The 24,302-nt window shown below is 66.2% G+C and carries 30 protein-coding genes and 2 tRNA genes; 18 read left to right on the top strand and 14 right to left on the bottom strand.

The features are described from left to right. From L0C59_RS04515 to L0C59_RS04500, 4 genes are read left to right on the top strand one after another with little or no spacing between them, the layout of a single operon-like run. Positions 1 to 867 carry a nitrilase-related carbon-nitrogen hydrolase gene (locus L0C59_RS04515; protein ID WP_243090017.1) on the top strand — a complete coding sequence of 289 codons (867 nt, stop codon included), beginning with the start codon at positions 1 to 3 and terminating at the stop codon, positions 865 to 867. Next, a complete protein-coding gene (locus L0C59_RS04510) occupies positions 864 to 1,709 on the top strand; it encodes an NAD+ synthase (protein ID WP_243090016.1) in 846 nt (281 codons plus the stop codon). The genes L0C59_RS04515 and L0C59_RS04510 overlap by 4 nt, the downstream gene beginning before the upstream one ends. After that, a complete protein-coding gene (locus L0C59_RS04505) occupies positions 1,706 to 2,119 on the top strand; it encodes a CoA-binding protein (protein ID WP_243090015.1) in 414 nt (137 codons plus the stop codon). The genes L0C59_RS04510 and L0C59_RS04505 overlap by 4 nt, the downstream gene beginning before the upstream one ends. Positions 2,120 to 2,121: 2 nt before the next feature. Continuing rightward, complete coding sequence (locus tag L0C59_RS04500) at positions 2,122 to 3,132, top strand: A/G-specific adenine glycosylase (RefSeq protein WP_243090041.1); 1,011 nt, start codon at positions 2,122 to 2,124, stop codon at positions 3,130 to 3,132. On the opposite strand, the gene L0C59_RS04495 is transcribed toward L0C59_RS04500, so the two are convergent. Together L0C59_RS04495 and L0C59_RS04490 are read right to left on the bottom strand one after the other, a co-directional pair. Beyond that, entirely contained in the window at positions 3,016 to 3,714 is a 699-nt protein-coding gene (locus L0C59_RS04495; RefSeq protein ID WP_243090014.1) for an FAD-dependent oxidoreductase, read from the bottom strand. The genes L0C59_RS04500 and L0C59_RS04495 overlap by 117 nt on opposite strands. 63 nt (positions 3,715 to 3,777) lie before the next feature. Beyond that, positions 3,778 to 3,853: transfer RNA gene (locus tag L0C59_RS04490), tRNA-Trp, on the bottom strand. Positions 3,854 to 3,920: 67 nt separating this feature from the next. Here L0C59_RS04490 and L0C59_RS04485 point away from each other — a divergent pair. Next, a complete protein-coding gene (locus L0C59_RS04485; protein WP_243090013.1) occupies positions 3,921 to 4,796 on the top strand; it encodes a C40 family peptidase in 876 nt (291 codons plus the stop codon). 7 nt (positions 4,797 to 4,803) lie between these two features. Here L0C59_RS04485 and L0C59_RS04480 read toward each other — a convergent pair whose 3' ends face one another. From L0C59_RS04480 to L0C59_RS04470, 3 genes are all read right to left on the bottom strand, one after another. Beyond that, entirely contained in the window at positions 4,804 to 5,733 is a 930-nt protein-coding gene (locus L0C59_RS04480; RefSeq protein ID WP_279232499.1) for a nitroreductase family protein, read from the bottom strand. Positions 5,734 to 5,741: 8 nt separating this feature from the next. After that, the gene (locus L0C59_RS04475; RefSeq protein WP_243090012.1) at positions 5,742 to 6,833 is read right to left on the bottom strand and encodes a prepilin peptidase; all 1,092 of its coding nucleotides are present in this window, start codon (positions 6,831 to 6,833) and stop codon (positions 5,742 to 5,744) included. Between the two features lie 212 nt (positions 6,834 to 7,045). Continuing rightward, positions 7,046 to 7,210, bottom strand: a complete 165-nt coding sequence (locus tag L0C59_RS04470; RefSeq protein WP_243090011.1) for a hypothetical protein — start codon at positions 7,208 to 7,210, stop codon at positions 7,046 to 7,048. Between the two features lie 114 nt (positions 7,211 to 7,324). Between L0C59_RS04470 and L0C59_RS04465 the strand changes: the two genes are divergently transcribed. Further along, a complete protein-coding gene (locus tag L0C59_RS04465) occupies positions 7,325 to 8,860 on the top strand; it encodes a carboxypeptidase M32 (RefSeq protein WP_243090010.1) in 1,536 nt (511 codons plus the stop codon). Here the strand turns inward: L0C59_RS04465 and L0C59_RS04460 are convergent. From L0C59_RS04460 to L0C59_RS04445, 4 genes are read right to left on the bottom strand one after another with little or no spacing between them, the layout of a single operon-like run. Then, the gene (locus L0C59_RS04460; protein WP_243090009.1) at positions 8,848 to 9,924 is read right to left on the bottom strand and encodes a YbfB/YjiJ family MFS transporter; all 1,077 of its coding nucleotides are present in this window, start codon (positions 9,922 to 9,924) and stop codon (positions 8,848 to 8,850) included. The two genes, L0C59_RS04465 and L0C59_RS04460, sit on opposite strands and share 13 nt — an antisense overlap. Further along, entirely contained in the window at positions 9,914 to 10,666 is a 753-nt protein-coding gene (locus L0C59_RS04455; protein WP_243090008.1) for an ABC transporter permease, read from the bottom strand. Before L0C59_RS04455 ends, L0C59_RS04460 begins: the two co-directional genes overlap by 11 nt. After that, the gene (locus tag L0C59_RS04450; protein ID WP_243090007.1) at positions 10,659 to 11,564 is read right to left on the bottom strand and encodes an ABC transporter ATP-binding protein; all 906 of its coding nucleotides are present in this window, start codon (positions 11,562 to 11,564) and stop codon (positions 10,659 to 10,661) included. Before L0C59_RS04450 ends, L0C59_RS04455 begins: the two co-directional genes overlap by 8 nt. Position 11,565: 1 nt before the next feature. Further along, positions 11,566 to 11,892, bottom strand: coding sequence for a nucleotide pyrophosphohydrolase (locus L0C59_RS04445; RefSeq protein WP_243090006.1), 327 nt, complete (start codon positions 11,890 to 11,892; stop codon positions 11,566 to 11,568). A gap of 23 nt (positions 11,893 to 11,915) precedes the next feature. On the opposite strand from L0C59_RS04445, the gene mgsA reads away from it, so the two are divergent. Further along, positions 11,916 to 12,293 (top strand): methylglyoxal synthase, encoded by a 378-nt coding sequence (gene mgsA, locus L0C59_RS04440; RefSeq protein WP_243090005.1) that lies wholly within the window; start codon positions 11,916 to 11,918, stop codon positions 12,291 to 12,293. On the opposite strand, the gene L0C59_RS04435 is transcribed toward mgsA, so the two are convergent. The 4 genes from L0C59_RS04435 to L0C59_RS04420 form a co-directional block, all read right to left on the bottom strand. Then, complete coding sequence (locus L0C59_RS04435; RefSeq protein ID WP_243090004.1) at positions 12,290 to 13,774, bottom strand: YifB family Mg chelatase-like AAA ATPase; 1,485 nt, start codon at positions 13,772 to 13,774, stop codon at positions 12,290 to 12,292. The two genes, mgsA and L0C59_RS04435, sit on opposite strands and share 4 nt — an antisense overlap. A 232-nt stretch (positions 13,775 to 14,006) precedes the next feature. After that, positions 14,007 to 15,149 (bottom strand): MFS transporter, encoded by a 1,143-nt coding sequence (locus L0C59_RS04430; protein ID WP_243090003.1) that lies wholly within the window; start codon positions 15,147 to 15,149, stop codon positions 14,007 to 14,009. Position 15,150: 1 nt separating this feature from the next. Further along, positions 15,151 to 15,963, bottom strand: a complete 813-nt coding sequence (locus L0C59_RS04425) for an EamA family transporter (RefSeq protein ID WP_243090002.1) — start codon at positions 15,961 to 15,963, stop codon at positions 15,151 to 15,153. Beyond that, positions 15,960 to 16,847 carry a DMT family transporter gene (locus L0C59_RS04420; protein WP_243090001.1) on the bottom strand — a complete coding sequence of 296 codons (888 nt, stop codon included), beginning with the start codon at positions 16,845 to 16,847 and terminating at the stop codon, positions 15,960 to 15,962. Before L0C59_RS04420 ends, L0C59_RS04425 begins: the two co-directional genes overlap by 4 nt. 106 nt (positions 16,848 to 16,953) lie before the next feature. On the opposite strand from L0C59_RS04420, the gene L0C59_RS04415 reads away from it, so the two are divergent. The 8 genes from L0C59_RS04415 (at position 16,954) to rplI (ending at position 21,850) form a co-directional block, all read left to right on the top strand. Further along, positions 16,954 to 18,081, top strand: a complete 1,128-nt coding sequence (locus tag L0C59_RS04415; protein ID WP_243090000.1) for an NAD(P) transhydrogenase subunit alpha — start codon at positions 16,954 to 16,956, stop codon at positions 18,079 to 18,081. Further along, a complete protein-coding gene (locus L0C59_RS04410; protein WP_008630585.1) occupies positions 18,081 to 18,383 on the top strand; it encodes a proton-translocating transhydrogenase family protein in 303 nt (100 codons plus the stop codon). Before L0C59_RS04415 ends, L0C59_RS04410 begins: the two co-directional genes overlap by 1 nt. Next, a complete protein-coding gene (locus tag L0C59_RS04405; RefSeq protein ID WP_243089999.1) occupies positions 18,383 to 19,735 on the top strand; it encodes an NAD(P)(+) transhydrogenase (Re/Si-specific) subunit beta in 1,353 nt (450 codons plus the stop codon). The genes L0C59_RS04410 and L0C59_RS04405 overlap by 1 nt, the downstream gene beginning before the upstream one ends. 89 nt (positions 19,736 to 19,824) lie before the next feature. Further along, positions 19,825 to 19,900 (top strand) — tRNA-Asn (locus L0C59_RS04400). 97 nt (positions 19,901 to 19,997) lie between these two features. After that, complete coding sequence (gene rpsF / locus L0C59_RS04395; protein WP_243090039.1) at positions 19,998 to 20,303, top strand: 30S ribosomal protein S6; 306 nt, start codon at positions 19,998 to 20,000, stop codon at positions 20,301 to 20,303. Positions 20,304 to 20,312: 9 nt separating this feature from the next. Beyond that, positions 20,313 to 21,125, top strand: a complete 813-nt coding sequence (locus L0C59_RS04390; RefSeq protein ID WP_243089998.1) for a single-stranded DNA-binding protein — start codon at positions 20,313 to 20,315, stop codon at positions 21,123 to 21,125. Then, positions 21,122 to 21,397: a 30S ribosomal protein S18 gene (gene rpsR, locus L0C59_RS04385; RefSeq protein ID WP_243089997.1), complete on the top strand. Its 276-nt coding sequence runs from the start codon at positions 21,122 to 21,124 to the stop codon at positions 21,395 to 21,397. Before L0C59_RS04390 ends, rpsR begins: the two co-directional genes overlap by 4 nt. A gap of 9 nt (positions 21,398 to 21,406) precedes the next feature. Further along, a complete protein-coding gene (gene rplI / locus L0C59_RS04380) occupies positions 21,407 to 21,850 on the top strand; it encodes a 50S ribosomal protein L9 (RefSeq protein ID WP_243089996.1) in 444 nt (147 codons plus the stop codon). A 131-nt stretch (positions 21,851 to 21,981) separates the two neighbouring features. Here rplI and L0C59_RS04375 read toward each other — a convergent pair whose 3' ends face one another. Then, entirely contained in the window at positions 21,982 to 22,173 is a 192-nt protein-coding gene (locus L0C59_RS04375; RefSeq protein WP_243089995.1) for a hypothetical protein, read from the bottom strand. Positions 22,174 to 22,299: 126 nt separating this feature from the next. Here L0C59_RS04375 and lipB point away from each other — a divergent pair, with 126 nt between their 5' ends. The 3 genes from lipB to L0C59_RS04360 are packed head-to-tail and all read left to right on the top strand — an operon-like array spanning position 22,300 to position 24,297. After that, the gene (gene lipB, locus L0C59_RS04370) at positions 22,300 to 22,962 is read left to right on the top strand and encodes a lipoyl(octanoyl) transferase LipB (protein ID WP_243090038.1); all 663 of its coding nucleotides are present in this window, start codon (positions 22,300 to 22,302) and stop codon (positions 22,960 to 22,962) included. Continuing rightward, complete coding sequence (gene lipA / locus L0C59_RS04365; protein WP_243089994.1) at positions 22,946 to 23,929, top strand: lipoyl synthase; 984 nt, start codon at positions 22,946 to 22,948, stop codon at positions 23,927 to 23,929. The genes lipB and lipA overlap by 17 nt, the downstream gene beginning before the upstream one ends. Then, positions 23,926 to 24,297 (top strand): DUF3054 domain-containing protein, encoded by a 372-nt coding sequence (locus tag L0C59_RS04360; RefSeq protein ID WP_243089993.1) that lies wholly within the window; start codon positions 23,926 to 23,928, stop codon positions 24,295 to 24,297. The genes lipA and L0C59_RS04360 overlap by 4 nt, the downstream gene beginning before the upstream one ends. Positions 24,298 to 24,302 lie beyond the last annotated feature (5 nt).

Below are 24,302 nucleotides of genomic sequence, written 5' to 3'. Positions count from 1 at the left end.
GTGATCCGGCACGCGGTCTTGCAGTTCCGCCCGGAGAAGGCCAGGGTTGAAGAGAACCTGGCCCGCTTGGCGGAGCGCCTCGAGGCCCTCCGTCCCCATGCCCCCGAGGTGGTGGTCCTTCCCGAGGCCGCCTTGACCGGGTACTTCCTGCAGGGAGGGGTACGGGAGCTGGCCCTTACCCGGTATGAGCTTTTGGAGCTCCTCTCAGGGGTGCACCGGGCCGTGGGGTGGGAGGGGCTTTTGGATGTGGTGGTGGGCTTCTATGAGCGGGATGAGGGGGCCTATTACAACAGTGCCGCCTACCTCGAGCTTCCCCACCGCGTGGTTCACGTGCACCGCAAGGTCTTTCTGCCCACCTACGGGGTTTTTGACGAGGAGCGCTACCTGGCCCGGGGCAGGCGGGTGGAGGCCTTTAACACCCGTTTCGGCCGGGTGGCCATGCTCATCTGCGAGGACTTCTGGCACTCCATCACCGCGGCCATCGCCGCCTTGGATGGGGCGGAGACCATCTACGTGCCGGCGGCAAGCCCGGCCCGGGGCTTCCAGGGGGAACGCCCAGAGAACGTGGAGCGCTGGCGAACCCTGGCCCGGGCGGTGGCGGCGGAGCACGGGGTGTACGTGGTACTCTCCAGCCTGGTGGGGTTTGAGGGAGGGAAGGGGATGAGCGGGGGAAGCCTGGCGGTGGGGCCCGAAGGGCGGATTCTGGCCGAGGCCCCCCTCTTTGAGGAGGCCGCCCTGCTCTTCCACCTGGACCCTGGGCGCATTCCCCCGGTGCGCTACGATAGCCCCCTGCTTTCGGACCTCGAGGCGGCCCTTCCCCTTCTCCTCCCGGACCTGGAGAGGGTTCTTGGAAGGGGGAGAGGATGAGGATCCTTCAGGCGCCCAAAGCCCAAGAAAACCTAGAGCTTAACTGGCCCCTGGTGGTGGATTTCCTCACCCGCTTTATCCAGGAGGAGCTTTCCTGGCGGGGCTACGGGAAGGCCATCGTGGCGGTATCCGGAGGGGTGGACTCCGCCACCACCCTGGCCCTGGCGGTGCGGGCCCTAGGGCAAAAGCAGGTCCATGCCCTTTTCCTCCCCCACCGGGACTCCAGCCCCCTTTCCCGGGAGCACGCCCATCTGGTGGCGGAAACCTTTGGGGTGGACCTGGAGGAGGTGGACATCACCCCCATGGTGGAGGGCTACGCCGCGCAAACCCCGGACCTCACCCCCCACCGCAAGGGCAACCTCATGGCCCGGGTGCGGATGATGGTGCTCTTTGACAAGTCCCAGGCCTACCAGGCCTTACCCCTGGGCACGGGCAACAAGACGGAAAGGCTTTTCGGCTACTTCACCTGGCATGGAGACGACACCCCTCCCGTGAACCCCTTAGGGGACCTGTACAAGACCCAGGTCTGGGGCCTAGCCCAGTACCTGGGGGTGCCGCAGGCGGTGGTGGAAAAGGTCCCCACCGCGGATCTCATCCCGGGCCAGACGGACGAGGGGGACCTGGGGGTGCGCTACCTCCGGGCGGATGTCATCCTGGAGCATTATCTGAAGGGCTACCCCGATGCCTACATCCAAAGCCTGGGCTACACCCAGGAGGAGATCGCACGGGTCAAGGAACGGGTAAACCGCACCCACTGGAAGCGGGCCCTTCCCACCGTGGCCCTTCTTTCCTCCACCGCCATCGGGGAGTTTTACCTGAGGCCCTTGGACTACCGGCCATGAAGGACGGGGAGCTCAGGACCTATTTGGGCCGGGCCCGGACCATCGCCGTCCTCGGGGCCCACCAGGACCCAACCCGCCCCGCCCATTACGTGCCCCGGTACCTCTGGGAGCAGGGGTATCGCATCCTTCCCGTAAATCCCCGCTTTGCCGGGGAGGAGCTTTTTGGGGCCCGGGTGGTGGCAAGCCTGGAGGAGATCGCCGAGCCGGTGGATATCCTGGATGTCTTCCGCCCCTCAGGGGCCCTTCTTGGCCACCTGCCGGAGGTCTTGGCCCTGAGGCCGGGCCTGGTGTGGCTCCAGTCCGGTATCCGCCACCCGGGCTTCGAAGAGGCCCTGGCGGAAGCGGGCATTCCCGTGGTGGTCGATCGTTGCCTCATGGTGGAGCACCGGAGGCTTTTCGGGGCCCCATGATCGTGGAGAAGCTCCAGAAAGCCCTTCTCGCCTGGTACCGGGAGAACCCCCGCTCCCTTCCCTGGCGGGGGGAGAAGGACCCCTACCGCATCCTGGTGGCCGAGGTCCTCCTGCAACAGACCCGCACCGCCCAGGCCATCCCTTACTACCACCGCTTCCTGGCCCGTTTCCCTACCCTGAAGGCCTTGCGGGAGGCTTCCTCCGAGGAGGTGCTTAGGGCCTGGCAGGGGGCGGGCTACTACCGCCGGGCCCTTCACCTCCACCGCCTGGCCCAGGAGGTGGAGGCCCTGCCCCGAAGCCATGCCGAGCTTCTTAAGCTTCCCGGCCTGGGTCCGTACACGGCGGCGGCGGTGGCCTCTTTGGCCTTTGGGGAAAGGGTGGCGGCGGTGGACGGTAACGTGAGGCGGGTGCTTTCCCGGGTTTTTGCCCTGGAAAACCCCGCCCCCAGGGCGCTTTGGAACCTGGCCCAAGGCCTCCTGCCCCCAGGGGAAGCCCCGGGGGAGTGGAACCAAGCCCTCATGGACCTGGGGGCCACGGTGTGCCTGCCCCGGAGGCCCCTTTGCCCCAGGTGCCCCATCGCCCCCTTTTGCCGGGGACGGGTGGACCCGGGGCGTTACCCAGGGGGCAGGAAGCGGGAAGTGCGGGAGGAAGCCTTGGCGGCCTTGGTCCTTTGGGGGAGGGAAGGGGTTTACCTAACGAGGCTGGAAGGGCGCTTCGCCGGGCTTTACGGGGTGCCCCTCTTTCCCCAGGAGGAGCTTCCTTGGAGGGTGCGAGGCTTTGGGGTGGACCCTCGCTTCGCCGGGGAGGTGCGCCACGCCCTCACCCACCGCCGGCTCCGGGTGGCGGTGTATGTGGCCTCCTGGGATGGGGAGGGGATGGTTCCGGGGGAAAAACCCCTACCCAAGCTCATGGAGAAGGTGCTCCGCCAGGCGCAGGCCTTCTTGGCTCATGAGGGCATACTCCCCTTCCCGCACGCAAAGACCCACGGCGTAAAGCCCCTCGAGCCTGGTTAGACGGAAGGTGGCCTCCTCCCATTCCTCCGGATGGAAGGCATGGTAGCTGACGGTGTAGCCGGGGGTTCCCGGGGTTTCGGGTACCTCGCCCTCCCGCCTCAGGAAGCGGAAGCCTAGGGCCTGGAGGTGGAGGAAGAGGTCCGGATAGCTGGCCTCGGAGAGCCGGCCCGCCTCCTCCTCCACCCCGCCCATGCGGAGCCTGGCCCCAAGAAAGCTCCCCACCGCCAACACCACGCGGGAGGCCCTGGCCGGGGGGCCTTCCCACGTGCCCACCCCCACCACCCTTTTCCCCTCGAGGAGGAGTTCCGTGGCGGTGGCCTGGAAAAGGTGCAGGTTGGGCTGGTTTTCCAGGAGGTATTTGGCCCGGGCGTGGAAGGCCCAAAGCCGGGGATCGGCTGGGTCGTAGGCCCGGGCCAGGAGGCTTCCTTCCGGGAAGGGGGGCTTTGGGGGCAGGAAGGGCATCATCACCGAGTCCAGGCTCTGGGTGAGGAGGCCCACCCGCACCCCCCCCTCCGCCAAACGGTAGGCGGCCTCGCTTCCCGCAAAGCCCGCCCCCACGATGAGCACCTGGTAGTCCTGCATGGCAGGCGGAAGGATGGAAAAAAGGCCCTCGAGGGGCCTTGCACCCAGCCCTTTGGGCTGGGATGGCGGGCCGTGAAGGACTCGAACCTCCAACCCCCGGTTTTGGAGACCGGTGCTCTGCCAGTTGAGCTAACGGCCCCCGCCTTCAGGGATTGTAGCACACCCCTGGGAAAAGGCCAAGGGGCGCCTTCCTGTAGAATGGGGCCATGCTCTGGAGGTGGGCCCTGGTGGTCTTGTGGGTGTTCTTCCCCTGGAGCCTGGCCCAGGTGGGTTCCGGCCTGCCCCAAGGGGGTTCCCTCGAGGGGCCTTCCCTATCCCACACCGTGGCCCCGGGGGATACCCTGTTCTCCATCGCCCGGCGCTACGGCACCACGGTGGAGGAGCTCATGCGCCTCAATGGCCTGGATACCTTCCTCATCCAGCCGGGGCAGGTGCTTAGGCTTCCCCAAGAAGGGGAGCGCATCCACCTGGTGGTTCCCGGGGATACCCTGTTCTCCCTGGCGCGCCGCTACGGCACCACGGTGGAGGAGCTCATGCGCCTCAACGGGCTTTCCACGCCGGAGCTTAAGGTGGGCCAGGCCCTGAGGATCCCGGCCCAAAGGGGGGAGGACAGGGGCAAGGCCTCCCCAGAGCCCCCTCCCTCGTCCCCGGGCGGAGGCCATGCCCCCGACCAGGGGAAGCCTCCCCTGGCGGGCGAGGATTACGACCCGGAGAGCCCGCTTCTCAGAGTGGTCCTCCGCTACCTGGGGGTGCCTTACAAGTACGGGGCGAACTCTCCCACCTCCGTGGACTGTTCGGCCTTTGTGGCCCAGGTGTATGCCGAGCTGGGCATAGCCCTTCCCCGGACCACCCGGGAACAGTTTCGGGCCCTTCCCCCCGCCGAGGCCTTGCGCCCGGGGGACCTGGTCTTCTTCAGCTTTGGGGGGAAGGATGTCGACCACGTGGGCCTCTACCTGGGCCGGGGAGTCTTCGCCCATGCCAGCAGCTACGGGAGCCGGGTGGTGATCGAGAGCCTCGAGGCTCCCTTCTACCGGAAGGCCTACCGGGGCGCCCGGCGGGTGGCGCAGGAGGCCGGGAAGTAGGCCGCGCCTAAGGCCAGTCCTCCATCTCCCCCCGGGCCTTCCTTAGGGCGGTGAGGAGGGCCTCCCCAGGGCCTCCTTCCCCTCGGAAGGCTTCGGTTTCCCGCTCTAGCCAGGCCTCCCCCTTGCGGAAGAGGATGGCCCGGGCTTCCCCTTCCAGGGCCTCCGCCAACAGGGCGCCCAGGGAGTAGAAGGGGGAACCGGGGGGAAGGTCGGGATCCAGGCCCTGACGGGCCAGGGCCCGGCCGTAGGGCTTTTCCCTTTCCTCCATGGTTCCCCCTTGGGCGAAGTACCGCCTCAAAACCCTTCCCCAGTCCCCCACGCGGCTATAGGGGGCCATGGCCTGGAAGCCGGCCTCGAGGTCTTCCGGGCTGTAGGGCCGGTACCGGTTTTCGTGCACCACCAGCCTCCTCGGAAGCCGGGGCCTGGGGGGGCCTTCCTCGTCCGGGATGCCCACCGCCAGGCCCACCGCGGGGATAACCCCAGGGGGAAGCTCCAGGAGGTCCAGGAGCTCCTCCACCCCGTTCAGCACCCCTCCGACGAAGCAGACCCCGTAGCCCAGGGCCTCGGCGGTAAGGGCCAGGTAGCTGGCGGCAAGCCCCGCGTCCAAGAGGGCGAAGTGCAAGGCGGTTTTGGGCCAGAAGGCCATCCTCTCCCCCCGGTGGGCGAGAAGCCTTTCCAGGCGATGGATGTCCGCCAGGAAAAGGAAGAACTCCGCCGCCTGGCGGATGTGCTCCTGGTTGCCGGAAAGCTGGGCCACCCTTTCCCTAAGCCCTGGGTCGGTGATCCGGATGGCGCTATAAAGCTGGGCGCTGGCGTCGGTGGGGGCCCTTTGCAGGGCGAACAGAAGCTTTTCTAGATCTTTCTCAGGTATGGGCACGGGCTTAAAGCGGCGCACGCTTCGCCTTTGGGCCAGGATGGGAAGGAGGTCCACCGCCATCCCCCCCACTATAGCCCCAGCCAGGCCATGTACGCCCGCCACAGGGTTTCCCCGAAGAAGAAGGCCACCACGCCCCCCAAGGCCAGGTAGGGGCCGAAGGGGATTTTCCGTTGCCTAAAGGCCAGGCCCACCAGGGCCCCGGCGAAGACCCCTAGGAACAGGGCCAGGAGGCTGTAAATCCCAAGCCAGGCTCCCAAGGCTCCCAGAAGCTTCACATCCCCGTAGCCCATGGCCACGGGATCGGTTTCCCCCGCCTCCGCCTTTACCGCTACCTCCCCTTGGGGCTCCGTCCTGAGGGCCCAATAGAGCCCCCCAGCCAGGGCCAGGCCCCCTGCGGCCAGGAAGGACCCTTTGAGGGTACTTAGGAGCTCGGCCCCCAGGTAGGGGGCCAGGATCCAGGCCAAGGGCAGGAGGGGCAGGGTTATCCGGTCGGGAAGCACCACGGGTCTTCCCGTGCGCCCCGAAAGGGCCCAGGTGAGGGAGGCCAGGGCCATCCCCACCCCAGCGCCCAAGAGGGCACCGAAAAGGGCGGCCATGTGCACCTGATGGGGCCCCACGGGTACCTCTGCCCTGGCCTCGCGGAAGCGCCTTAGGAAAAACCCCCCGTACCCCGCCACCAGCCCCAGGACTCCAGCGGAGATCAAAGCCCCGTCCAGGGCCTCGGGAAAGGGGCGGGGGAAGGAAAGGAGGTAGGCAGAGGCGAGCCCCAGGAAAAGGAGACCGTAGGTGAGGGAATCGGGGAGCTCAAGGGTGTCCAGGTCTATGAAGGAAAGGGCCACCAGGAAGGCCAGGAAGGCGAAGGTGAGGAAGGCCTGGGGCGAGGGAGGGTAGAAGAGGGCCACCAGGGCAAAGAGCAGGCCCGTGAGGGCCTCCACCAGGGGGTAGCGGGGGGATATGGGGCTATGGCAGTAGCGGCACCGTCCCCTAAGGGCCAGGTAGGAGAACACGGGAACCAGGTCCTTGGGGGCCAGGCGGTGGCCGCAGGCGGGACAACGGGAGGGCGGGAAGACGATGGACTCCCCTTTGGGCAGGCGGTGGATCACCACGTTCAGGAAGGAGCCCACCGCCAGGCCAAGGAGCAGGGCAAAAAGGGGCCACATGGGAGCATTGTAAGACCCAATACCCGGTCTTCCGGCAAGCGGCCCAAGCCCCATACCTGCCCGGGAAGCCTCGAGGGTTTCCTCTTTGGGGCCCCTACCCCAAATGAACGGCTTTGGGGCCCCTACCCCAAATGAACGGCTTTGGGGCCCCTACCCCAAATGAACCGCCCCCTGCCCCAAGGGGGCCACCCCTCTTGGGGAGGCCAAGGGGATCAGGCTTGGGGGGAGAGGTTTTCGGGTTCATTGGGGCGGTCAGCGTCGTCAAAAAGAAGGGCCAGAAGGAAGAAGAGGAGCACCCCCAGCAAGGACCAGGCCCCACCAAGGCTGAAAAGCCATACGGCCAGCAGTCCGATTCCGAGGGTCAGGGCCGTTCTCATAAGAATATCCTAACATACCAATGTCATGAATAAGTAAAGACTTTATTTGGCTGGGGGGCCTGGGATCAGGAGAGTTTCATGGGCCTTTAACACCACGAGGGGTATGATGCTTCCGTGACGCCGGAAACCGCTTATCAGGAGCTTTTGGAGTTCCAGAGGGAAACCGCCTACCTGGCCTCCCTGGGGGCCCTGGCGGCTTGGGACCAGCGCACCATGATCCCCAAGAAGGGGCACGAGCACCGGGCGAGGCAGATGGCAGCCCTAGCCCGCCTCCTTTATCAACGGGCCACGGATCCCAGGGTTGGGGAGTGGCTTTCGGCGGTGGAGGGTTCCCACCTGGTGCAGGATCCCCTTTCCGATGCCGCGGTCAACGTCCGGGAGTGGCGGCAGGCCTACGAGCGCACCCGGGCCATCCCCGAAAGGCTGGCGGTGGAGCTGGCCCAGGCCCAAAGCGAGGCGGAGAGTTACTGGGAGGAGGCCCGTCCCAGGGACGACTGGCAGGGGTTCTTGCCCTACTTGCGCCGGGTGTTCGCCCTCACCAAGGAGAAGGCGGAGATCCTCTATGGCCTTCCCCCGGCTCCCGGGGACCCTCCCTATGGGGAGGTTTACGACGCCCTTTTGGATGGGTTCGAGCCGGGGATGCGCTCCGGGGAGCTTTTGCCCCTTTTCAGCCAGCTGAGGGAGGGGCTCCAGGGGCTTTTGGACCGGATCCTGGGGAGCAGCCGGAAACCCGATACCCGCATCCTGCACCGTCCCTATCCCAAGGAGGCCCAGAAGGCCTTTGCCCTCGAGCTCCTCGCCGCCTGTGGTTACGACCTCGAGGCGGGCCGCCTGGACCCCACCGCCCATCCCTTTGAGATCTCCATCGGGCCCGGGGACGTGCGCATCACCACCCGTTACTTCGAGGACTTCTTCAACGCCGGCATCTTCGGCACCCTGCACGAGATGGGCCATGCCCTCTACGAGCAGGGCCTGCCCAGGGAGCACTGGGGGACCCCAAGGGGGGAGGCGGTCTCCTTGGGGGTTCACGAGTCGCAAAGCCGCACCTGGGAGAACCTGGTGGGCCGCTCCCTGGGCTTTTGGGAGCGGTTTTTCCCCCGGGCAAAGGAGCGCTTCCCAAGCCTCCAGGGCGTGGCCCTGGAGGACTTCCACCGGGCCATCAACGCCGTGGAGCCCTCCCTCATCCGGGTGGAGGCGGACGAGGTCACCTATAACCTTCACATCCTGGTGCGCCTGGAGTTGGAGCTTCTCCTTTTCCGGGGGGAGCTTGCCCTGGAGGACCTCCCCGGGGCCTGGACGGAGCGGTACCGAGCCTACCTAGGGGTGGCCCCTAGGGACTACAAGGACGGGGTAATGCAGGACGTGCACTGGTCCGGGGGGCTTTTCGGCTACTTCCCCACCTACACCCTGGGTAACCTCTACGCCGCCCAGTTCTTCCAAAAGGCCCAGGAGGAGCTTGGGGACCTCGAGGCCCAGTTCCGCCGGGGGGAGTTCCATGCCTTTCTGGGCTGGACCCGTAGGAAAATCCACGCCGAGGGAAGCCGCTTCCGCCCCAAGGCTTTGGTGGAGCGGGTGACCGGTGCACCCCCCAGCGCCCGGCCCTTCTTGGCCTACCTGGAGGGGAAGTACCGGGCCCTCTACGGTTTCTGAGGGCGAGGCCAGGTGGGGAGGAGGGCCAGAAAGAGGAGAACGCTGGCCGTCCAAAGGGCCCCCTCCCCTCGCCCCGCCGCCTCCGCGAAGAACCCGGCCACGGCAGGCCCCGCCGCCTGGCCCAGGGCGAAGGCTGCCGTGGAAAGCCCCATGGCCCGGGGCCAGGCGGAAGGGGGGAGGAGGGTGCGGAAGGCCTGGGTGAGGGCGGTGATCACCCCCAGGAAGGCAAGTCCGAAGAGGAGGGCGCTGAGGGCGGGAAGGTGCAGGGCCAGGGGAGGAAGGCTCCCCAGAAACAGGACAGAGAGCACGTGGAAAAGCCCCTTTCTCCCCCCTACCCGCTCCACCCAGGGTCCCCAAACGGGTCCGGTCAGGAGGGCTCCCAGGCCCAGGAGGCCGAAGAGGGTAAGGGAATCCCCCACCACCGCCGCCACGAAGGTCATGTAGCCGATGTACCCTGCCCCGTAAAGGCCATAGGCCAAAAGTAAGGGAAGGATGGGCCCTAGGCTTCCCTCGCCTTGGACGGGGGGTGGGGGTTCTTTCAGAATAGGCCAGGAAAGAAGGGTGGGCAGGCCCAGGAGGAGGCTATAAAGGCCCAGCCTGGCCCAGGCCCCCAAGGGCTCGGCGGCTCCCCAAAGGAGCCACGGGGCCAGGAGAAGCCCCAGGCCCACGCCCCCGTAGTAGACCCCCAGGGTTCGCCCAGAGCTGCCCACGGCCATGAGGAGAGCCGCCCCTCCCACGAAGACCAAGGCGCCGAGAAAGCCCTGGAGAAACCGCAGGCTGAAGGCCAGGGGGAGGTTTCCCATCCCCGTGAGGGCCAGGATGGGGCCCTGCAGGAGGAGGGCCAGGAAAAACCCGTTCCGGTAGCCCACCCAGCCCAGGAGGCGGTGGCTGAAAAAGGCCCCCACTAGGTAGCCCAGGGTGTTGGCGCTTCCCAGGATCCCCGCTTGGGCGTAGGAAAGTCCCCAGGTGCTTTGCATGAGGGGCAGGACCAGGGCGTAGGCGAACCGCCCCAGGCCCAGGGCTAGGGCGGGTCCCAAGGCCAGGAGGAGAAGCCTAATGGCCATGCAGAAGCCCCTGTTTCTTGGCCCGATGTACCGCCCGTCCAAAGAGGAAAAGACCCAAGCCCAAGTAGAGGAAGGCGTTCAAAAAGGCTACAAGAAGGCCCCAAGGGTCCAAGGGGGCTCCTTGAGCCAGCATGCCCCGGGCCAAGGAGGCTCCTGGGGCCATGGGTAAGAGGAGAAAGGGCCCCGTGCCTGGGGCCTGCAAGAGAAAGAGCAAGAGGAACTGAGAAAGGCCCAGAAGTTGGTTGATGCGCTTATAAAGGAGGGCCAGGCTTCCCATGGCGAAGCCCAAACCATACCCCCCCAATAGGACGGCCAAAAAGGGGAGGACCACTCCGGGATGGAAGGAAAGCCGAGCCCCAGTGAGGGTGGTGAGCACCATGGCGATGAGAAAAACCAAAAGCCCCTGGGTGAGGAGCCCGGAAAGGTTCCGCACCAAAAAGAGAGGAATCGGCCCGTAGGGGGAAAGGAAGACCTGCTCCAAGGTTCCTGTTTGCGCCTCCTCCATGAGGCCAAAGGAAAGGCTGTTATAGGCAAACAGGGCGAAGGTCCAAAGCAGGTATCCCACCAGGACCGCCTCCAACCGGCCCCCGAACTCTGCTCCCGGTCCGGCGAGAAAGCGGGCTCCCAGGAAGAGAAGGTAGAAAATGACGCTTAAGGTAACCACCGCCCCCAGGAGCTCCAGGGGGTAGCGGCGCAGGGATAGGAGGTTTCGCCAAAACTCCGCCAGGAAAAGGTCAAGCATGGCCCACCACCTTTAAAAATATTTCCAAAAGGTCCGCTTCCGCTTTGGCCACCTTTTTAAGGGGCAGGGGCTTTACAGCTTCCAGGACTTGCCAGAGGGCCTGGGCATTGCCGCGAAAGAAAAAGGGACCCTCTCCTTCCACCCCCAGAGCACGTAACTGCTTTATGACCTCGAGGGGCGGCTTTTCCTCCAGCTCCAACACGTAGTGCTCGCCGGCGAAGCGGGCCAGGAGGCCCTCCTTGGTTTCTTCTACCACCACTTCCCCTCGGTGGATGATGGCCACCCGGTCCGCCAGGGCTTCAGCCACCTCCATCTGGTGGGTGGTGAGGAGAATGGCCTTGCCCGCTTGGGCCAGGGTGCGGATCTTGTCCCGCATCAGCAAGGCGGTTTCTACATCCAAACCCAGGGTGGGTTCGTCCAGCAGAAGCACCTCGGGGTCGTGGATCAAGGCCTGCAAGAGGGCCAGCTTTTGCTGCATCCCCCGGGAGAGGTGACGCACCTCGGTGTGGGCTTTTCCCAGAAGGGCGTACTCCTCCAGAAGTTCCCAGGCCCGTTTCCTGGCTACGGCAAGCCGCAGGCCTCGGGCCACTCCGAAGTAGACCAGATTTTCCAGGGGGGTAAGCCGCCAGTAGGTGTTGCGGTTGCCCTCCAAGACCGCCCCCAGGTGCTTCAAAGCCAAAGGCTCCCGAAAGGGATTTTTCCCCAAAAGGTGCACCTCGCCCCGGTCGGGGAGGAGGAGGCCCGAAAGCATCTTCACCGTGGTGCTCTTGCCGGCGCCGTTTTTACCCAAGAACGCCAGGATCTCGCCAGGGTGCAGGGTGAGGTGGACGTTTTTGACCGCCTCGAGGGCCCCAAAGCGCTTGTACAAACCGTGGGCCTCCAGGTAGGGATGGGCCACCCTAGCCTCCCTTTCGCGTCCAGCGGGTTTGGTCCCGCTCCCGGTACTTGGCCATGGCCTTGAGGAAGGCTTCCTCCAGGTCGATGCCTTCCCGGTTGGCCAGGGAGATGAGGACGAAGAGGAGGTCGGCGAGCTCCATGGCCAGATCCCCTTCCTCCTCCCCTGGCTTGGGCTTTTTCCCATGGCGGTGGGCCAGGACCCGGGCCACCTCCCCTAGCTCCTCCGCAAGCCGGGCCAGCAGGAGGAGGGGAGGGAAGTACCCTTCCTCAAACTGCCCGATCCAGGCGTCCACCTGCCTTTGGGCCTCCTTAAAGGTAAGGGCTTCCATGGGAAGGAGCATACAATGGCCCCATGAAGGCCTTGGCCCTCATCGCCCACGATGCCAAAAAGGACGATATGGTAGCCTTCTGCCAACGGCATCGGGAGCTCCTTTCCCGCTTTCCCCTCTTGGCCACGGGCACCACGGGAAAACGCGTTGCGGAGGCCACTGGGCTAAGGGTGGGAAGGGTGCTTTCCGGCCCCTTGGGAGGGGACATGCAGATCGGGGCCAGGGTGGCTGAGGGAAAGGTGCTATGCGTGCTTTTCTTCCAAGACCCCCTCACCCCCAAGCCCCACGAACCCGATGTTCAGGCCCTTATGCGGGTGTGCAACGTGCACGGGGTGCCTTTGGCCACCAACCTCGAGGCGGCGGAGGCCCTCATCCCCTGGCTGGCCGCCCAAGCGGGCTAGAGGGTTTTGCGGTAGGCCAAAGCCTCGGCCACGTGGCCTTCCCCCACGTGGTCCGCTCCTTGCAGGTCGGCGATGGTGCGGGCTACCCGGAGGAGGCGGTCGTAGCTTCGCGCGGAAAGGAGCATCCGCTTGGCTGCCGCCTGGAGAAGGTTTTCCGCTCCCGGGGTCAGGCCCACGTGCTCTCTTAGAGCCTTTCCCGCAAGCTCCCCGTTGGGCCTTCCCTGGCGGGAGAGCATCCTCTCCCGGGCCCTTAAGACCCGCTCCTTCACCGCCTCGGTGCTTTCCCCTTCGGGGGCGCGGGCCAGCTCGGCTGGGGTTAAGCGGGGCACCTCCACTACCAGGTCAAACCGGTCCAGGAGGGGTCCGGAGATCTTTCCCACGTAGCGCTGGCGGCTTGCGGGGGTGCAGGTGCAGGTCCGTTCTGGGTCCCCGTACCAGCCGCAGGGGCAGGGGTTCATGGCGGCCACCAGGAGGAAGCGGGCGGGGAAGGTGAGGCTGGCCCGGGCCCGGGAGACGGTCACCACCCCGTCCTCGAGGGGCTGGCGGAGGGCTTCCAGGGCATCCCGGGAGAACTCGGGGAACTCGTCCAGGAAGAGCACCCCCCGGTGGGCCAGGGAAACCTCCCCCGGCTTGGGGATGGCCCCGCCCCCGATGAGGCCGGCGTAGCTCACCGTGTGGTGGGGGGCGCGGAAAGGGGGGGTGCGCACCAGGCCCTTGAGGATCTGTCCGGCGGCGGAGTGGATGCGGCTTACCTCCAAGGCGGCCTCCTGGCCCAAAGGGGGGAGCAGAAAGGGAAGGCGCCTGGCCAGCATGGTCTTACCCGAGCCCGGGCTTCCCACCATGAGGAGGTGGTGGTAACCGGCAGCGGCGATCTCCAGGGCCCTTTTTGCCTTGGCCTGGCCCTTCACATCCCGGAGGTCCAAAGCCTCGAGGGCGACCACGGGGTCTTCGGGTGCCGCCCTCTTGGGCTCCTCTTCCCCCCTCAGGTAAGCCACCGCCTGAAGGAGGCTTTCCGCCCCGTAGACCTCCACCCCCTCCACCAAGGCAGCTTCCTTAGCGCTTTCCAGGGGAAGGAGGAGCCTTTTCCCTTCGCCCAAGGCCCCTAGGGCCAGGTTCACGGCCCCAGGCACCGGGCGTAGGGTTCCATCTAAGCCCAGCTCCCCGGCCACCGCCAGGCCGGTTAGGCTTTCCAGGGGCACCACCCCTTGGGCGGCCAGAAGCCCCAGGGCGATGGGAAGGTCAAAGTGGCTGCCCTCCTTGCGGAGCTCCGCCGGGGCCAGGTTCACCACCACCCGGGCCTGGGGGTAGGGGAAGCCGGAGTTCTTGAGGGCGGCCCTGACCCGCTCCCGGCTTTCCTCCACCGCCTTGTCCGGCAACCCCACCAGGGCGTAGCTGGGAAGCCCGGGGCTAACATCCACCTCCACGGTGACGGGAACCGCGTCCAGGCCGAAGAGGGTGTAGCTTCGCACCTGGGCTAGCATGGAGGGAGTTTAACGCAGAAGTGTTAGTTTTGCCTAGTGCCCCCTAACTTGCCAACAGGGGAACAACAGGCCTATAATCGCAACGGATGCCCAGAAGGCCCCTGGAGCCATATAACAAATATGGCCACCTGGTTAAGGAGCGTTGGGATGTGCTCCAGCGTTTAGAGGGCTTAGGTTTGGCCTTGGTGCACGGGGTTAACCGGGATAGGGTTCGACAGTAGCGCCTTCTTTTTCACCCCGAGGCCTTCAGGCCTAGAAGGGGCCGGTAGAGGAAAAGGGCCAGGAGCAACAGGGCCAGGAGGCCCGCGAAGGCGAAGGTGTACCCCATGGTCCCCACGGCCACCCCCACCCCCCACTGCAACAGGAAGGTGCCCCCAATGCCGAAGAGGTTCACCAAGGTGGTGCCCCGGCCCACCAGGTGAGGGGGCACCAGCTCCCGGGCCTGGGTGAGGGTAAGGATGTTGAAGGCTCCGAAGAATCCCATGAGGGGATAAGCGAGGGCAAGGGGCCCTAGGAGGGCGAGGAGGAGGCCCAGGGCGAAGAGAAGGGCCGCGCCTACCAGCACCTTGGCGGTGCCCAGGCGGTCGGCCAGGTAGCCGGATACCAAAAAGCCCAGGACCGCCCCCCCCGAGTAGAGGAGGAGAAGGTTTCCCACCTTCACCGCCTCGAGGCCCAGGGCATAGGCGTAAGCCCCGGCCCATAGGGTTTGCAAGGCCAGGAAGCTTCCCGCAAAGGCCAAGGCCAAAAAGGCCACCCGCAGGAGCCTGGGGTTGCCCAGGACTTCCCATAGCCCCCCACGCTCCCCACCCTTGGGCCAGGAAACCCCCGGGGGGGTGTTCCGCACCCCCAGGTGGATAAGAAGGGCCACCAGGACCACCACCCCTGCTCCTAGGAGGAAGACCCCCCGCCAACCCATGACCTCCTTCATGAGGGCTAGGGGTGTGGCCGCCAAAAGGCCTCCCGTGGCCCCCAGGCCCACCAGGAGGGTGGAAACGGTGGCGTAGGTCCTTGGGAACCACAGGCTAAAGGCCTTTAGGGAGCCCATGAGGGCGGCGGCCATCCCCACCCCGATCAGGGCCCGGCCCAGGGCCAGGGTGGGGAAGCTTTGCGCCAGCCCGAAGACCACGCTTCCCAGGGAAGCCACCAGGAGGAGGGCGGGGGTGATGATCCTGGGGCCGTACCGGTCCAGGAGGCTTCCCAAGGGGAGCTGCACCGCGGCGAAGGCGAGGTAGAAGAGGCTGGTCATAAAGCCCAGCTCCCCCGGGCCCAGGCCCAGCTCCTGGGAAAGGTCCTTGGCCAGCACCGCGTTGGCCGACCGGTAGAAGTAGGAGAGGAAGTAGCCCAAGGTGAAGAGGAGAAAAACCCGCGCTGCCATATCACCTCCGGTTCAGGGCCACCCCCAGGAGGATGAGGGTGCCGCCCAGAAGGCCCTCGAGGCTAAGGGGCTCCCCCGCCAGGGGCCAGGCGAAGAGGGCCCCGGCCACGGGTTCCAGCATGGCGGTGAGGGTGGCGTTCCGGGCGGGTACCGTGCGCACCCCCAGGAGGAAGAGGCTAAAGGGCACCACCGTGCCGAAGACCACCAGGTAGGCCACCGCCCCCCAGTCCCCAGGGTCCAAGGCCAGGACCCCAGGTAGGTTGCCAAGGAGGACCGGCAAGGAAAGGAGGCTCCCCACCCCCGTGGCCATCCCCAGGCTCACCAAGGGCGGCGTCTTGAGCCCGTGGGAGAAGGCGGCGTAAAGGGCGAAGGAAAGGGCGGAAAGGAGTCCATAGGCCACCCCCACGGGGCTTGCCGTGAGGCCCTTGGACCCCACCACCAGCACATAGGCTCCCAAAAGGGCCAAGGCCACGCCCAAAAGGGCTTTGCCGGGAAGCCTCTCCCCCCTTAAGAGGGCAAAGAGGGTGAGGAGGGCGGGGGCCAGGTACTGGAGAAAGATCCCGGTGGCCACGGTGGTGGCGTGGATGGCCAGGTAGTAAAAGGCCTGGGCCCCGGATAGGGCGAGCCCTACCCGGAGAAGCCGGGGCCACTCCTGGGGGGCCGGGGGAAGCCGGAGCACCAGGGGGAGAAGCAGGAAGAAGCTCAAGGTAAAGCGCAAGGGGATGAGGACCAAGGGAGGGATCTCCCCCATGAAGCGTCCGGCCAGGGCCCCACCCAGGCCCCAAAGGAAGGCGGCCAGGGCCACGTAGATCATCGCCGTGCCCCCACCACGGCCATGCCCACCCCGATGAGGAGGACCAGGGCTCCCAGGAGGACCTGGACCCCGGGAAGTTCCCCAAAGAGGAGGAAGGCCAGGAGGCTTGCCCCCACCGGCTCGAAGAGGATGGCCAGGGTGACCAGGACCGGGGGGATGTGCCGGGTGGCCCAGTTGAAGCTGGTGTGGCCCACAAGCTGCGGCAAAAGGGCCATGAGGAGGATGTAGCCGTAGACCGCCAGGGGGTAGCCCCCATATCCTCCGCCGAAGAGGTAGGGGAGGGGGAGGAGAAGGAGGGCCGCGGTGGTGTAGGCTATCCGCACGTACTCCAGGATGGAAAGGCCCCGCTTCTGGGCCTCCCGCCCCAGGAGGAAGTAAAGGGAGGCGGCCACCGCTCCCAGGAGGGCCAGGAGGTCCCCGAGGAGAGGATTGGCTCCCCCGCCTCCTTGGGCATCCCCCAGGCCGATCAGAAGCCCGCCCAAAAGGGCCACCGCAATCCCCAGCAAGGTTAGGCCGGAGGGAGCCTCCCGAAGGAAAAGCCAGCCGAAGAGGGTGACCCAGACGGGGTTGGTGGTGACCAAGGCGGTGCTGGCTGCCACCGAGGTGTAGGAGAGGGAGGTGATCCAAAGGGCAAAGTGCAGGGCCAGGGAAGCCCCGGCGGCCACCGCGTGGGGGACCCCCCTTCGGCTGGCCAGGGGTCTTCGCCAACTGGGAAGGAGGAGTAAGGCCGCCAGGCCCATCCTTCCCGCGCTCATCACCAGGCTAAAGGCCAGGCTTCTGTCCCCGGAGGCTGCCAGGGCCAGGCGCACCAGGATGCTGCCGAAGCTGATGGCGAAGATGCCCAGGAGCAGTACGGAGGCGATCTTGAGCCCTGAAGGCCGCATGGAGGCATTCTTCCATAAGGATTCGCTTCTGACCAGTGGGTCACCCTCGAGGCCGAGGACAGATGCCCGTGGCCCCATTGGTATACTGGCGCGGTAAGGAGGTCCTATGGTGACCATAGCGGTTCCCAAGGAAAGGGCTCCCGGGGAAAGAAGGGTGGCCCTGGTGCCCGAGGTGGTGGCCCGCCTGGTGAAGCAGGGGGCCAAGGTGCGGGTGGAAAGGGGTGCCGGGGAGGGTGCCTACCACCCCGACACCGCCTACCAGGAAGCCGGGGCCGAGGTGGTGGAGCGAGGAGAGCTTTTGCAGGGCGCCAACCTGCTTTTCACGGTCCAGCCGCCCCCTGAGGACCTGATCGGGGCCTTGGAGCCCGGGGCCATCGTGGTGGGGTTTGTCCAGGCCCATAAGAACCTGGACCTGGTGAAGGCCCTGGCCGCCAAAAAGGCCACGGTGATTGCCATGGAGCTCATCCCCCGCATCACCCGGGCCCAGAGCATGGACGCCCTTTCCAGCCAGGCCACGGTGGCGGGGTATTTGGCGGCCTTGCACGCGGCAAGGCTTTCCCCTCGCTTCTTCCCCATGCTGACCACGGCGGCGGGCACCATCCGCCCCGCCAAGGTGATGGTCATGGGGGTGGGGGTGGCGGGGCTTATGGCCATCGCCACCGCCAAGCGCCTGGGGGCCCAGGTCTTCGCCTACGACGTGCGCAAGGCGGCGGTGGAGCAGGCCCTCTCCCTGGGAGCCAAGCCCATTGAGCTTCCCATCAGCGCGGAAGGGGAGGGAGGCTACGCCCGGGAGCTCACCGAGGAGGAGAAGCGCATCCAGCACGAGGCCCTTAGGGAGCACGTGGCGGGGATGGACGCCATCATCACCACCGCCCAGGTGCCGGGCCGCCGGGCCCCCGTCCTCCTCACCGAGGACATGGTGGAGCGCTTGAAGCCGGGCACGGTGGTGGTGGACCTGGCGGCGGAATCGGGGGGCAACTGCGTGCTCACCAAGCCCGGGGAGGTGGTGGAGGTGAGGGGCGTGAGGATCTATGGCCCCTTGAACCTGCCCAGCGAGCTTTCCGTCCACGCCTCGGAGATGTACGCCAAAAACCTTTTGAACCTTTCCGGCCTGCTCATGGAAAAGGGCGAGTTCGCCCCCAAGTGGGAGGACGAGATCATCCAGGGGGCGCTTCTCATGAAGGAAGGCGAGATCCTACACGGGCCCACCAAGGCCCTCGTGGGAGGTGCGTGATGGAGTTTGGCTTCTGGTCTGCCCTTTACATCTTCGTGCTCACGGCCTTTTTGGGTTATGAGCTCATCACCCGGGTGCCGGTGATCCTACACACCCCCTTGATGTCGGGGTCCAACTTCATCCACGGGGTGGTGGTGGTGGGGGCCATGGTGGTCCTGGGGCATGCGGAAACCGGTTTGGAGAAGCTCATCGGTTTCCTGGGGGTCATCCTGGGAGCGGCCAACGCCGCCGGGGGGTATGCGGTTACGGTGCGCATGCTGGAGATGTTTGAGAAGAAGCCGGGCAAGGGGGGTGGTCAGTAATGGATCTAATCCAAGCAGCTTACTTCGTGGTGGCCATCCTCTTCATCGTGGGCCTAAAGCGCATGGCCCACCCCACCACGGCCAAAAGCGGCATCGTCTGGGCGGGATGGGGCATGGCCTTGGCGGTTTTGGCCACCTTCTTCTGGCCGGGGATGCACAACTTTGGCCTCATGCTCATCGCCCTTTTGGTGGGCTCGGTGGTGGCCTGGTGGGCGGCGGTCAAGGTGGCCATGACCGACATGCCCCAGATGGTGGCCATCTACAACGGCATGGGTGGGGGTGCGGCCGCCACCATCGCCGCAGTGGAGCTTCTGAAGGGGGCCTTTGAGAACCCGGGCCTCATGGCCTTGGCCATCCTGGGCGGTCTCATCGGCAGCGTGGCCTTCACGGGAAGCCTCATCGCCTTCGCCAAGCTACAGGGCATCATGAAAAGCCGGCCCATCCTCTTCCCCGGGCAGAAGGTGGTGAACGCCCTGGTGCTCCTCATCACCGTGCTTTTAGGCCTCTCCTTGCTCTGGAACGATCCCACCTTCAGCATCGTGCTCTTCTTCCTCCTGGCCCTTCTTTTCGGCATCCTCATGACCCTGCCCATCGGGGGCGGGGATATGCCCGTGGCCATCTCCTTCTACAACGCCTTCACCGGCATGGCCGTGGGCTTTGAGGGCTTTGCCGTGGGCAACCCGGCCTTGATGGTGGCGGGCACCCTGGTGGGGGCGGCGGGTACCCTCCTCACCGTGCTGATGGCCCGGGCCATGAACCGCTCCGTGTGGAATGTGCTGGTGGGCGGCTTTGGCGTGGAGCAGGAGGCGGGGGAGGTCAAGGGAAGCCTCAAGCCCATCGACGTGGAGGATGCCGCCGTCATGCTGGCTTACGCCGGCAAGGTGGTCTTCGTGCCCGGCTACGGCATGGCCCTCTCCCAGGCCCAGCACAAGGTGAAGGAGCTGGCGGACCTGTTGGAGAGCAAGGGGGTGGAGGTGAAGTTTGCCATTCACCCGGTGGCGGGGCGGATGCCCGGGCACATGAACGTGCTTTTGGCCGAGGCTGGGGTGGACTACGACAAGCTCAAGGACCTCGAGGAGATCAACCCCGAGTTCCCCACCGTGGACGTGGCGGTGGTCATCGGGGCCAACGACGTGGTGAACCCCGCCGCCCGCCGCCCGGGAAGCCCCCTTTACGGCATGCCCATCCTGGACGTGGACAAGGCCAAGAACGTCATCGTGATCAAGCGGGGGCAGGGCAAGGGCTTTGCCGGGGTGGAAAACGAGCTCTTCTACGCGGACAACACCCGGATGCTCTACGGGGATGCGCAAAACGTCCTCACCCAGCTTACCCAGGCCCTGAAGAAGCTTTAGAAGCCCCTGGCTACACCCCGGGGAAACCCCCCGGGGTTTTCTTCTTGACGCTTCCTGGGGCTTCCTGCTATAGTGCCTAGTGCGGTCGGTCCGCGGTAGCTCAGCTGGTAGAGCGGCCGGCTGTTAACCGGTTGGTCGCAGGTTCGAGTCCTGCCCGCGGAGCCAGATGGGGGCCTTAGGGCCCCCTGGGTCTTTTTTTAGGGGAGGAAAAGGGGTATAATCTTAGCCCGTGCGGCCTGCCGGGCCCGGAGAGGAGGTGTGGATGCGCAAGTACGAGGTGAACATCATCCTGAGCCCCAACCTGGACCAAAGCCAGCTCGCCCTGGAGAAGGAGATCATCGGGAAGGCCCTCGAGGCCCATGGGGCCCGGGTGGAGAAGGTGGAGGAATGGGGCACGCGCCGCCTGGCCTACCCCATCGCCAAGGACACCCAGGGCTACTTCCTCTGGTACCAGGTGGAGATGCCCGAGGACCGGGTGAACGACCTGGCCCGGGAGCTCCGCCTGCGCGATAACGTGCGCCGGGTCATGGTGGTGAAAACCCAGGAGCCCCTCCTCACCAGGGCGTAGACTGTTCCCATGGCAAGAGGCCTGAACCGCGTTTTCCTTATCGGTACCCTTACCGCCCGTCCGGACATGCGCTACACCCCTGGGGGTATGGCCATCCTGGAGTTGAACCTGGCGGGCCAGGATACCCTCACGGACGCCTCCGGCCAGGAGCGGGAGGTGCCCTGGTACCACCGGGTGCGCCTTTTGGGCCGGCAGGCGGAGATGTGGGGGGACATCCTGGAGAGGGGCCAGCTGGTCTTTGTGGAGGGCCGGCTGGAATACCGGCAGTGGGAGCGGGAGGGGGAGAAGCGGAGCGAGGTCCAGATCCGGGCGGACTTCATCGACCCCTTGGAGGGGCGGGGCCGCGAGACCCTCGAGGACGCCCGGGGCCAGCCCCGGCTCCGCCACGCCCTGAACCAGGTGATCCTCATGGGCAACCTCACCCGGGATCCCGAGCTGCGCTACACCCCCCAGGGGACGGCGGTGGCCAGGTTGGGCCTGGCGGTGAACGAGCGCCGCCCTGGCCAGGGGCCGGATGGGGAGAAGACCCACTTCATAGAGGTTCAGGCCTGGCGCGACCTGGCCGAGTGGGCCTCCGAGCTCAAGCGGGGAGAGGGGCTTTTGGTGATCGGCCGTTTGGTGAACGACTCCTGGACGAGCTCCACCGGGGAGAGGCGCTTCCAGACCCGTGTGGAAGCCCTCAGGTTGGAGCGACCCACCCGTGGGCCTGAGAGGACCGGCGGAAGCAGGCCCCAAGAGCCAGAGCGCTCTGTCCAGACGGGTGGGGTGGACATCGACGAGGGATTGGAAGACTTCCCGCCGGAGGAGGATTTGCCGTTTTGAGCACGAAGAACGCGAAACCCAAGAAGGCAGCCGCTGGGGCGCAGAAGCGCCCCTCCAGGAAGGCCAAGGTCAAGGCCAGCCTGGGGGAGTTTGACCTTAAGGACTACCGCAACGTGGAGGTGCTGAAGCGGTTCCTGTCGGAGACGGGGAAGATCCTGCCCCGCCGCCGCACGGGGCTTACCGCCAAGGAGCAACGCATCCTGGCCCGCACCATCAAGCGGGCGAGGATTCTGGGGCTTCTTCCCTTCACGGAGAAGCTGGTGCGCAAATAGGGGGTGGACATGAAGGTCATCCTGCTGGAACCCCTGGAGAACCTGGGCGATGTGGGCCAGGTGGTGAACGTGAAGCCCGGTTACGCCAGGAACTACCTCCTGCCCCGGGGCCTGGCGGTCTTGGCCACGGAGAGCAACCTGAGGGCCCTCGAGGCCAAGATCCGCGCCCAGGCCAAGCGCCTGGCGGAAAGGAAGGCGGAGGCGGAGCGGCTTAAGGAGATCCTGGAGAACCTCACCCTCACCATCCCGGTGCGGGCGGGGGAGACCAAGATCTACGGCTCCGTGACCGCCAAGGACATCGCCGAGGCCCTTTCCCGCCAGCACGGCATCACCATCGACCCCAAGCGCCTGTTGCTGGAAAGGCCCATCAAGGAGTTGGGGGAGTACACCCTCACCTACAAGCCCCACCCCGAGGTGCCCATCGCCTTGAAGGTGAGCGTGGTGGCCCAGTAGGGGCCGAGGGACCCGGCAGGCGGCATGGACCCCCGGAGGGCCGGGGGTCCTTAAGCCTTCTGGGGTAGGGCTCACGGCGGGAGGGGATAGCGGCATCCGGCTGGCCAAGGCCAGCCTCCCCGCCTTCTGGCCTAGGCCAGTTCCAGGCTCACCAGGAGGACCAGGCGGCCCTCCTGCCGCTTTAGGATGCCCTCGAGGCTCCGCACGGGAAGGTGTTTGCGGAAAACCGCCAGCACCTCGTCCATAAGCCTCTCCGCCAGCCCAGGGTCTAAGGCCTCGGGGTCAAGCTCCAAGAGCATCTCCAGCCGGGTTTCCAGGTCCATGCCCCCAGCCTAGGGCCCCGGGGTCAGAGGGCGGTCAGGTGGGCTTTGCCCCATGGGCAAACAGGTTGGCGGCGCTGTGAGACCCCATACTTTAAGGGGGCTTTCCCCTGGCGTATGCTTAGGGACGTGGAGTTTCTGGTGGAGGACCTGGGCCTTTTGCCCTACCCCCAAGCCTGGGAGTACCAGAAGAGGGTGCACAAGGAGGTGGTGCGGGGCGAGCGCCCCCCCACCTTGCTCCTTGTGGAGCACCCCCGGGTCATCACCCTAGGCCGGAAGGCCACGGGGGAGAACCTCCTTTTCCCCGAAAGCTGGTACCGGGAAAACGGCTTTGAGCTCTACTGGGTGGAGCGGGGCGGGGACGTTACCTACCACGGGCCGGGGCAGCTTGTGGGTTATCCCATCTTTCCCGTGGGCCGAGAGGTGCGCCGCTTCCTCCGGCAGATAGAGGAGGCCATCGTGAAGGTGGCGGCCTCCTATGGCCTCGAGGCCTACCCCACCCCGGGGTACGCGGGGGTCTGGGTGGGGGAGGACAAGCTCTGCGCCATCGGGGTGGCGGTGAAGGAGGAGGTTAGCTTCCACGGCTTTGCCCTCAACGTGAACACCGATTTAAACGACTTCTCCGTCATCATCCCCTGCGGGCTTAAGGGGAAAGGGGTCACCTCCTTGGAGCGGCTTTTGGGCCGCAAGGTCCCCATGCCGGAGGTGAAGGGCAGGGTGGTGCAGGCCTTCGCTGAGGTTTTCGGAAGGGAGCCCCGCGTGGAGGAGGACCGTCGTGAAGCCCAAGTTTGAAACCGTGGAGCTCCTTACCCCCACCGGGGAGGTGGTGGAGCTCAAGGTGGTGAAACATGGCCTGGCCCAGGCCCGGCCCGAGCCTGTGGACCGGAATAAGCCCGCCTGGCTTAGGGCCACCCTGCCCACGGGGGCCAAGTACCAGGCCCTGAAGGCCACGGTGAACGAGCTCAAGCTCCACACCGTCTGCCAGGAGGCCCTTTGCCCCAACGTGGGGGAGTGCTGGAGCCACGGTACCCTCACGGTGATGATCCTGGGGAGCATCTGCACCCGGGCCTGCAAGTTCTGCGCCGTGGACACAGGGAATCCTAGGGGTATCCTCGACCCGGAGGAGCCCAGGAGGGTAGCCGAGGCCATCGCCCGGCTCCATATCCGCTACGTGGTCCTCACCAGCGTGGACCGGGACGACCTTCCCGACGGCGGGGCGGCCCACTTCGCCGCCACCATCCGGGCCATCAAGGAAAAGGCCCCTGGGGTTTTGGTGGAGGCCCTTACCCCCGACTTCCAGGGGGACCTGAAGGCGGTGGAGACGGTTTTGGATGCGGGTCCGGAGGTCTACGCCCAGAACCTGGAGACCGTGCGCCGCCTCACCCCCAGGGTGCGGGACCCCCGGGCGGGGTACCACCAAACCCTTAGGGTCCTGGCCCACGCCAAGCGCTACCGGCCCGAGGTTCTCACCAAGAGCAGCCTCATGCTGGGTCTGGGGGAGACGGAGGAGGAGATCCTCGAGGCCATGCGGGACCTGAGGGAGGCGGGGGTGGATATCCTCACCCTGGGCCAGTACCTGCGCCCCACCCCCGCCCACCTGCCCGTGGAGCGGTACGTGCCTCCCGAGGACTTCCAGCGCTACCAGGCCTGGGGGTACCAGCTGGGCTTCCGGGAGGTCTTCGCCGGGCCCTTGGTGCGGAGCTCCTACCGGGCGGATAGGGTCTTCCTCGAGGCCTCCCGGAAGGAGGGGGGGTCATGAGCAAAAGCCGCCCTGCCGCCCTGCCCCTTTTCCTCCTGGACCTTTTGGCCCTCCTCCTCTTCGCCGGGGTGGGGCTTCTCTCCCATGGGCTTCCCCTCACCTTGGGGGGTCTGGCCCGAAACCTGCTCCCCGTGCTTTTCGTCTGGCTACTCCTGGCCCCCTTCCTGGGCACCTACCGCCAGCCTTCGTGGGGAAACCTCCTCCTCACCTGGGCCATTGCCTTTCCCGCGGGGCTTTGGCTTAGGCAGATGGTCCTCGGCGGGGGGTTTGGGGTGGGGTTTTTCGTCTTCCTGGGCGTGGCCATGGCCTTTAGCCTCCTCTTCCTCCTCCTTTCCCGGGGCCTCGCCAGGCTTCTGGGGGTCTGGTAAAAAGG

The organism is Thermus neutrinimicus (assembly GCF_022760955.1).
GTDB classification, from domain to species: Bacteria; Deinococcota; Deinococci; order Deinococcales; family Thermaceae; genus Thermus; species Thermus neutrinimicus.
Note: the sequence above shows the minus strand (reverse complement) of the source record. Positions and strands in the feature narration are given on the sequence as shown.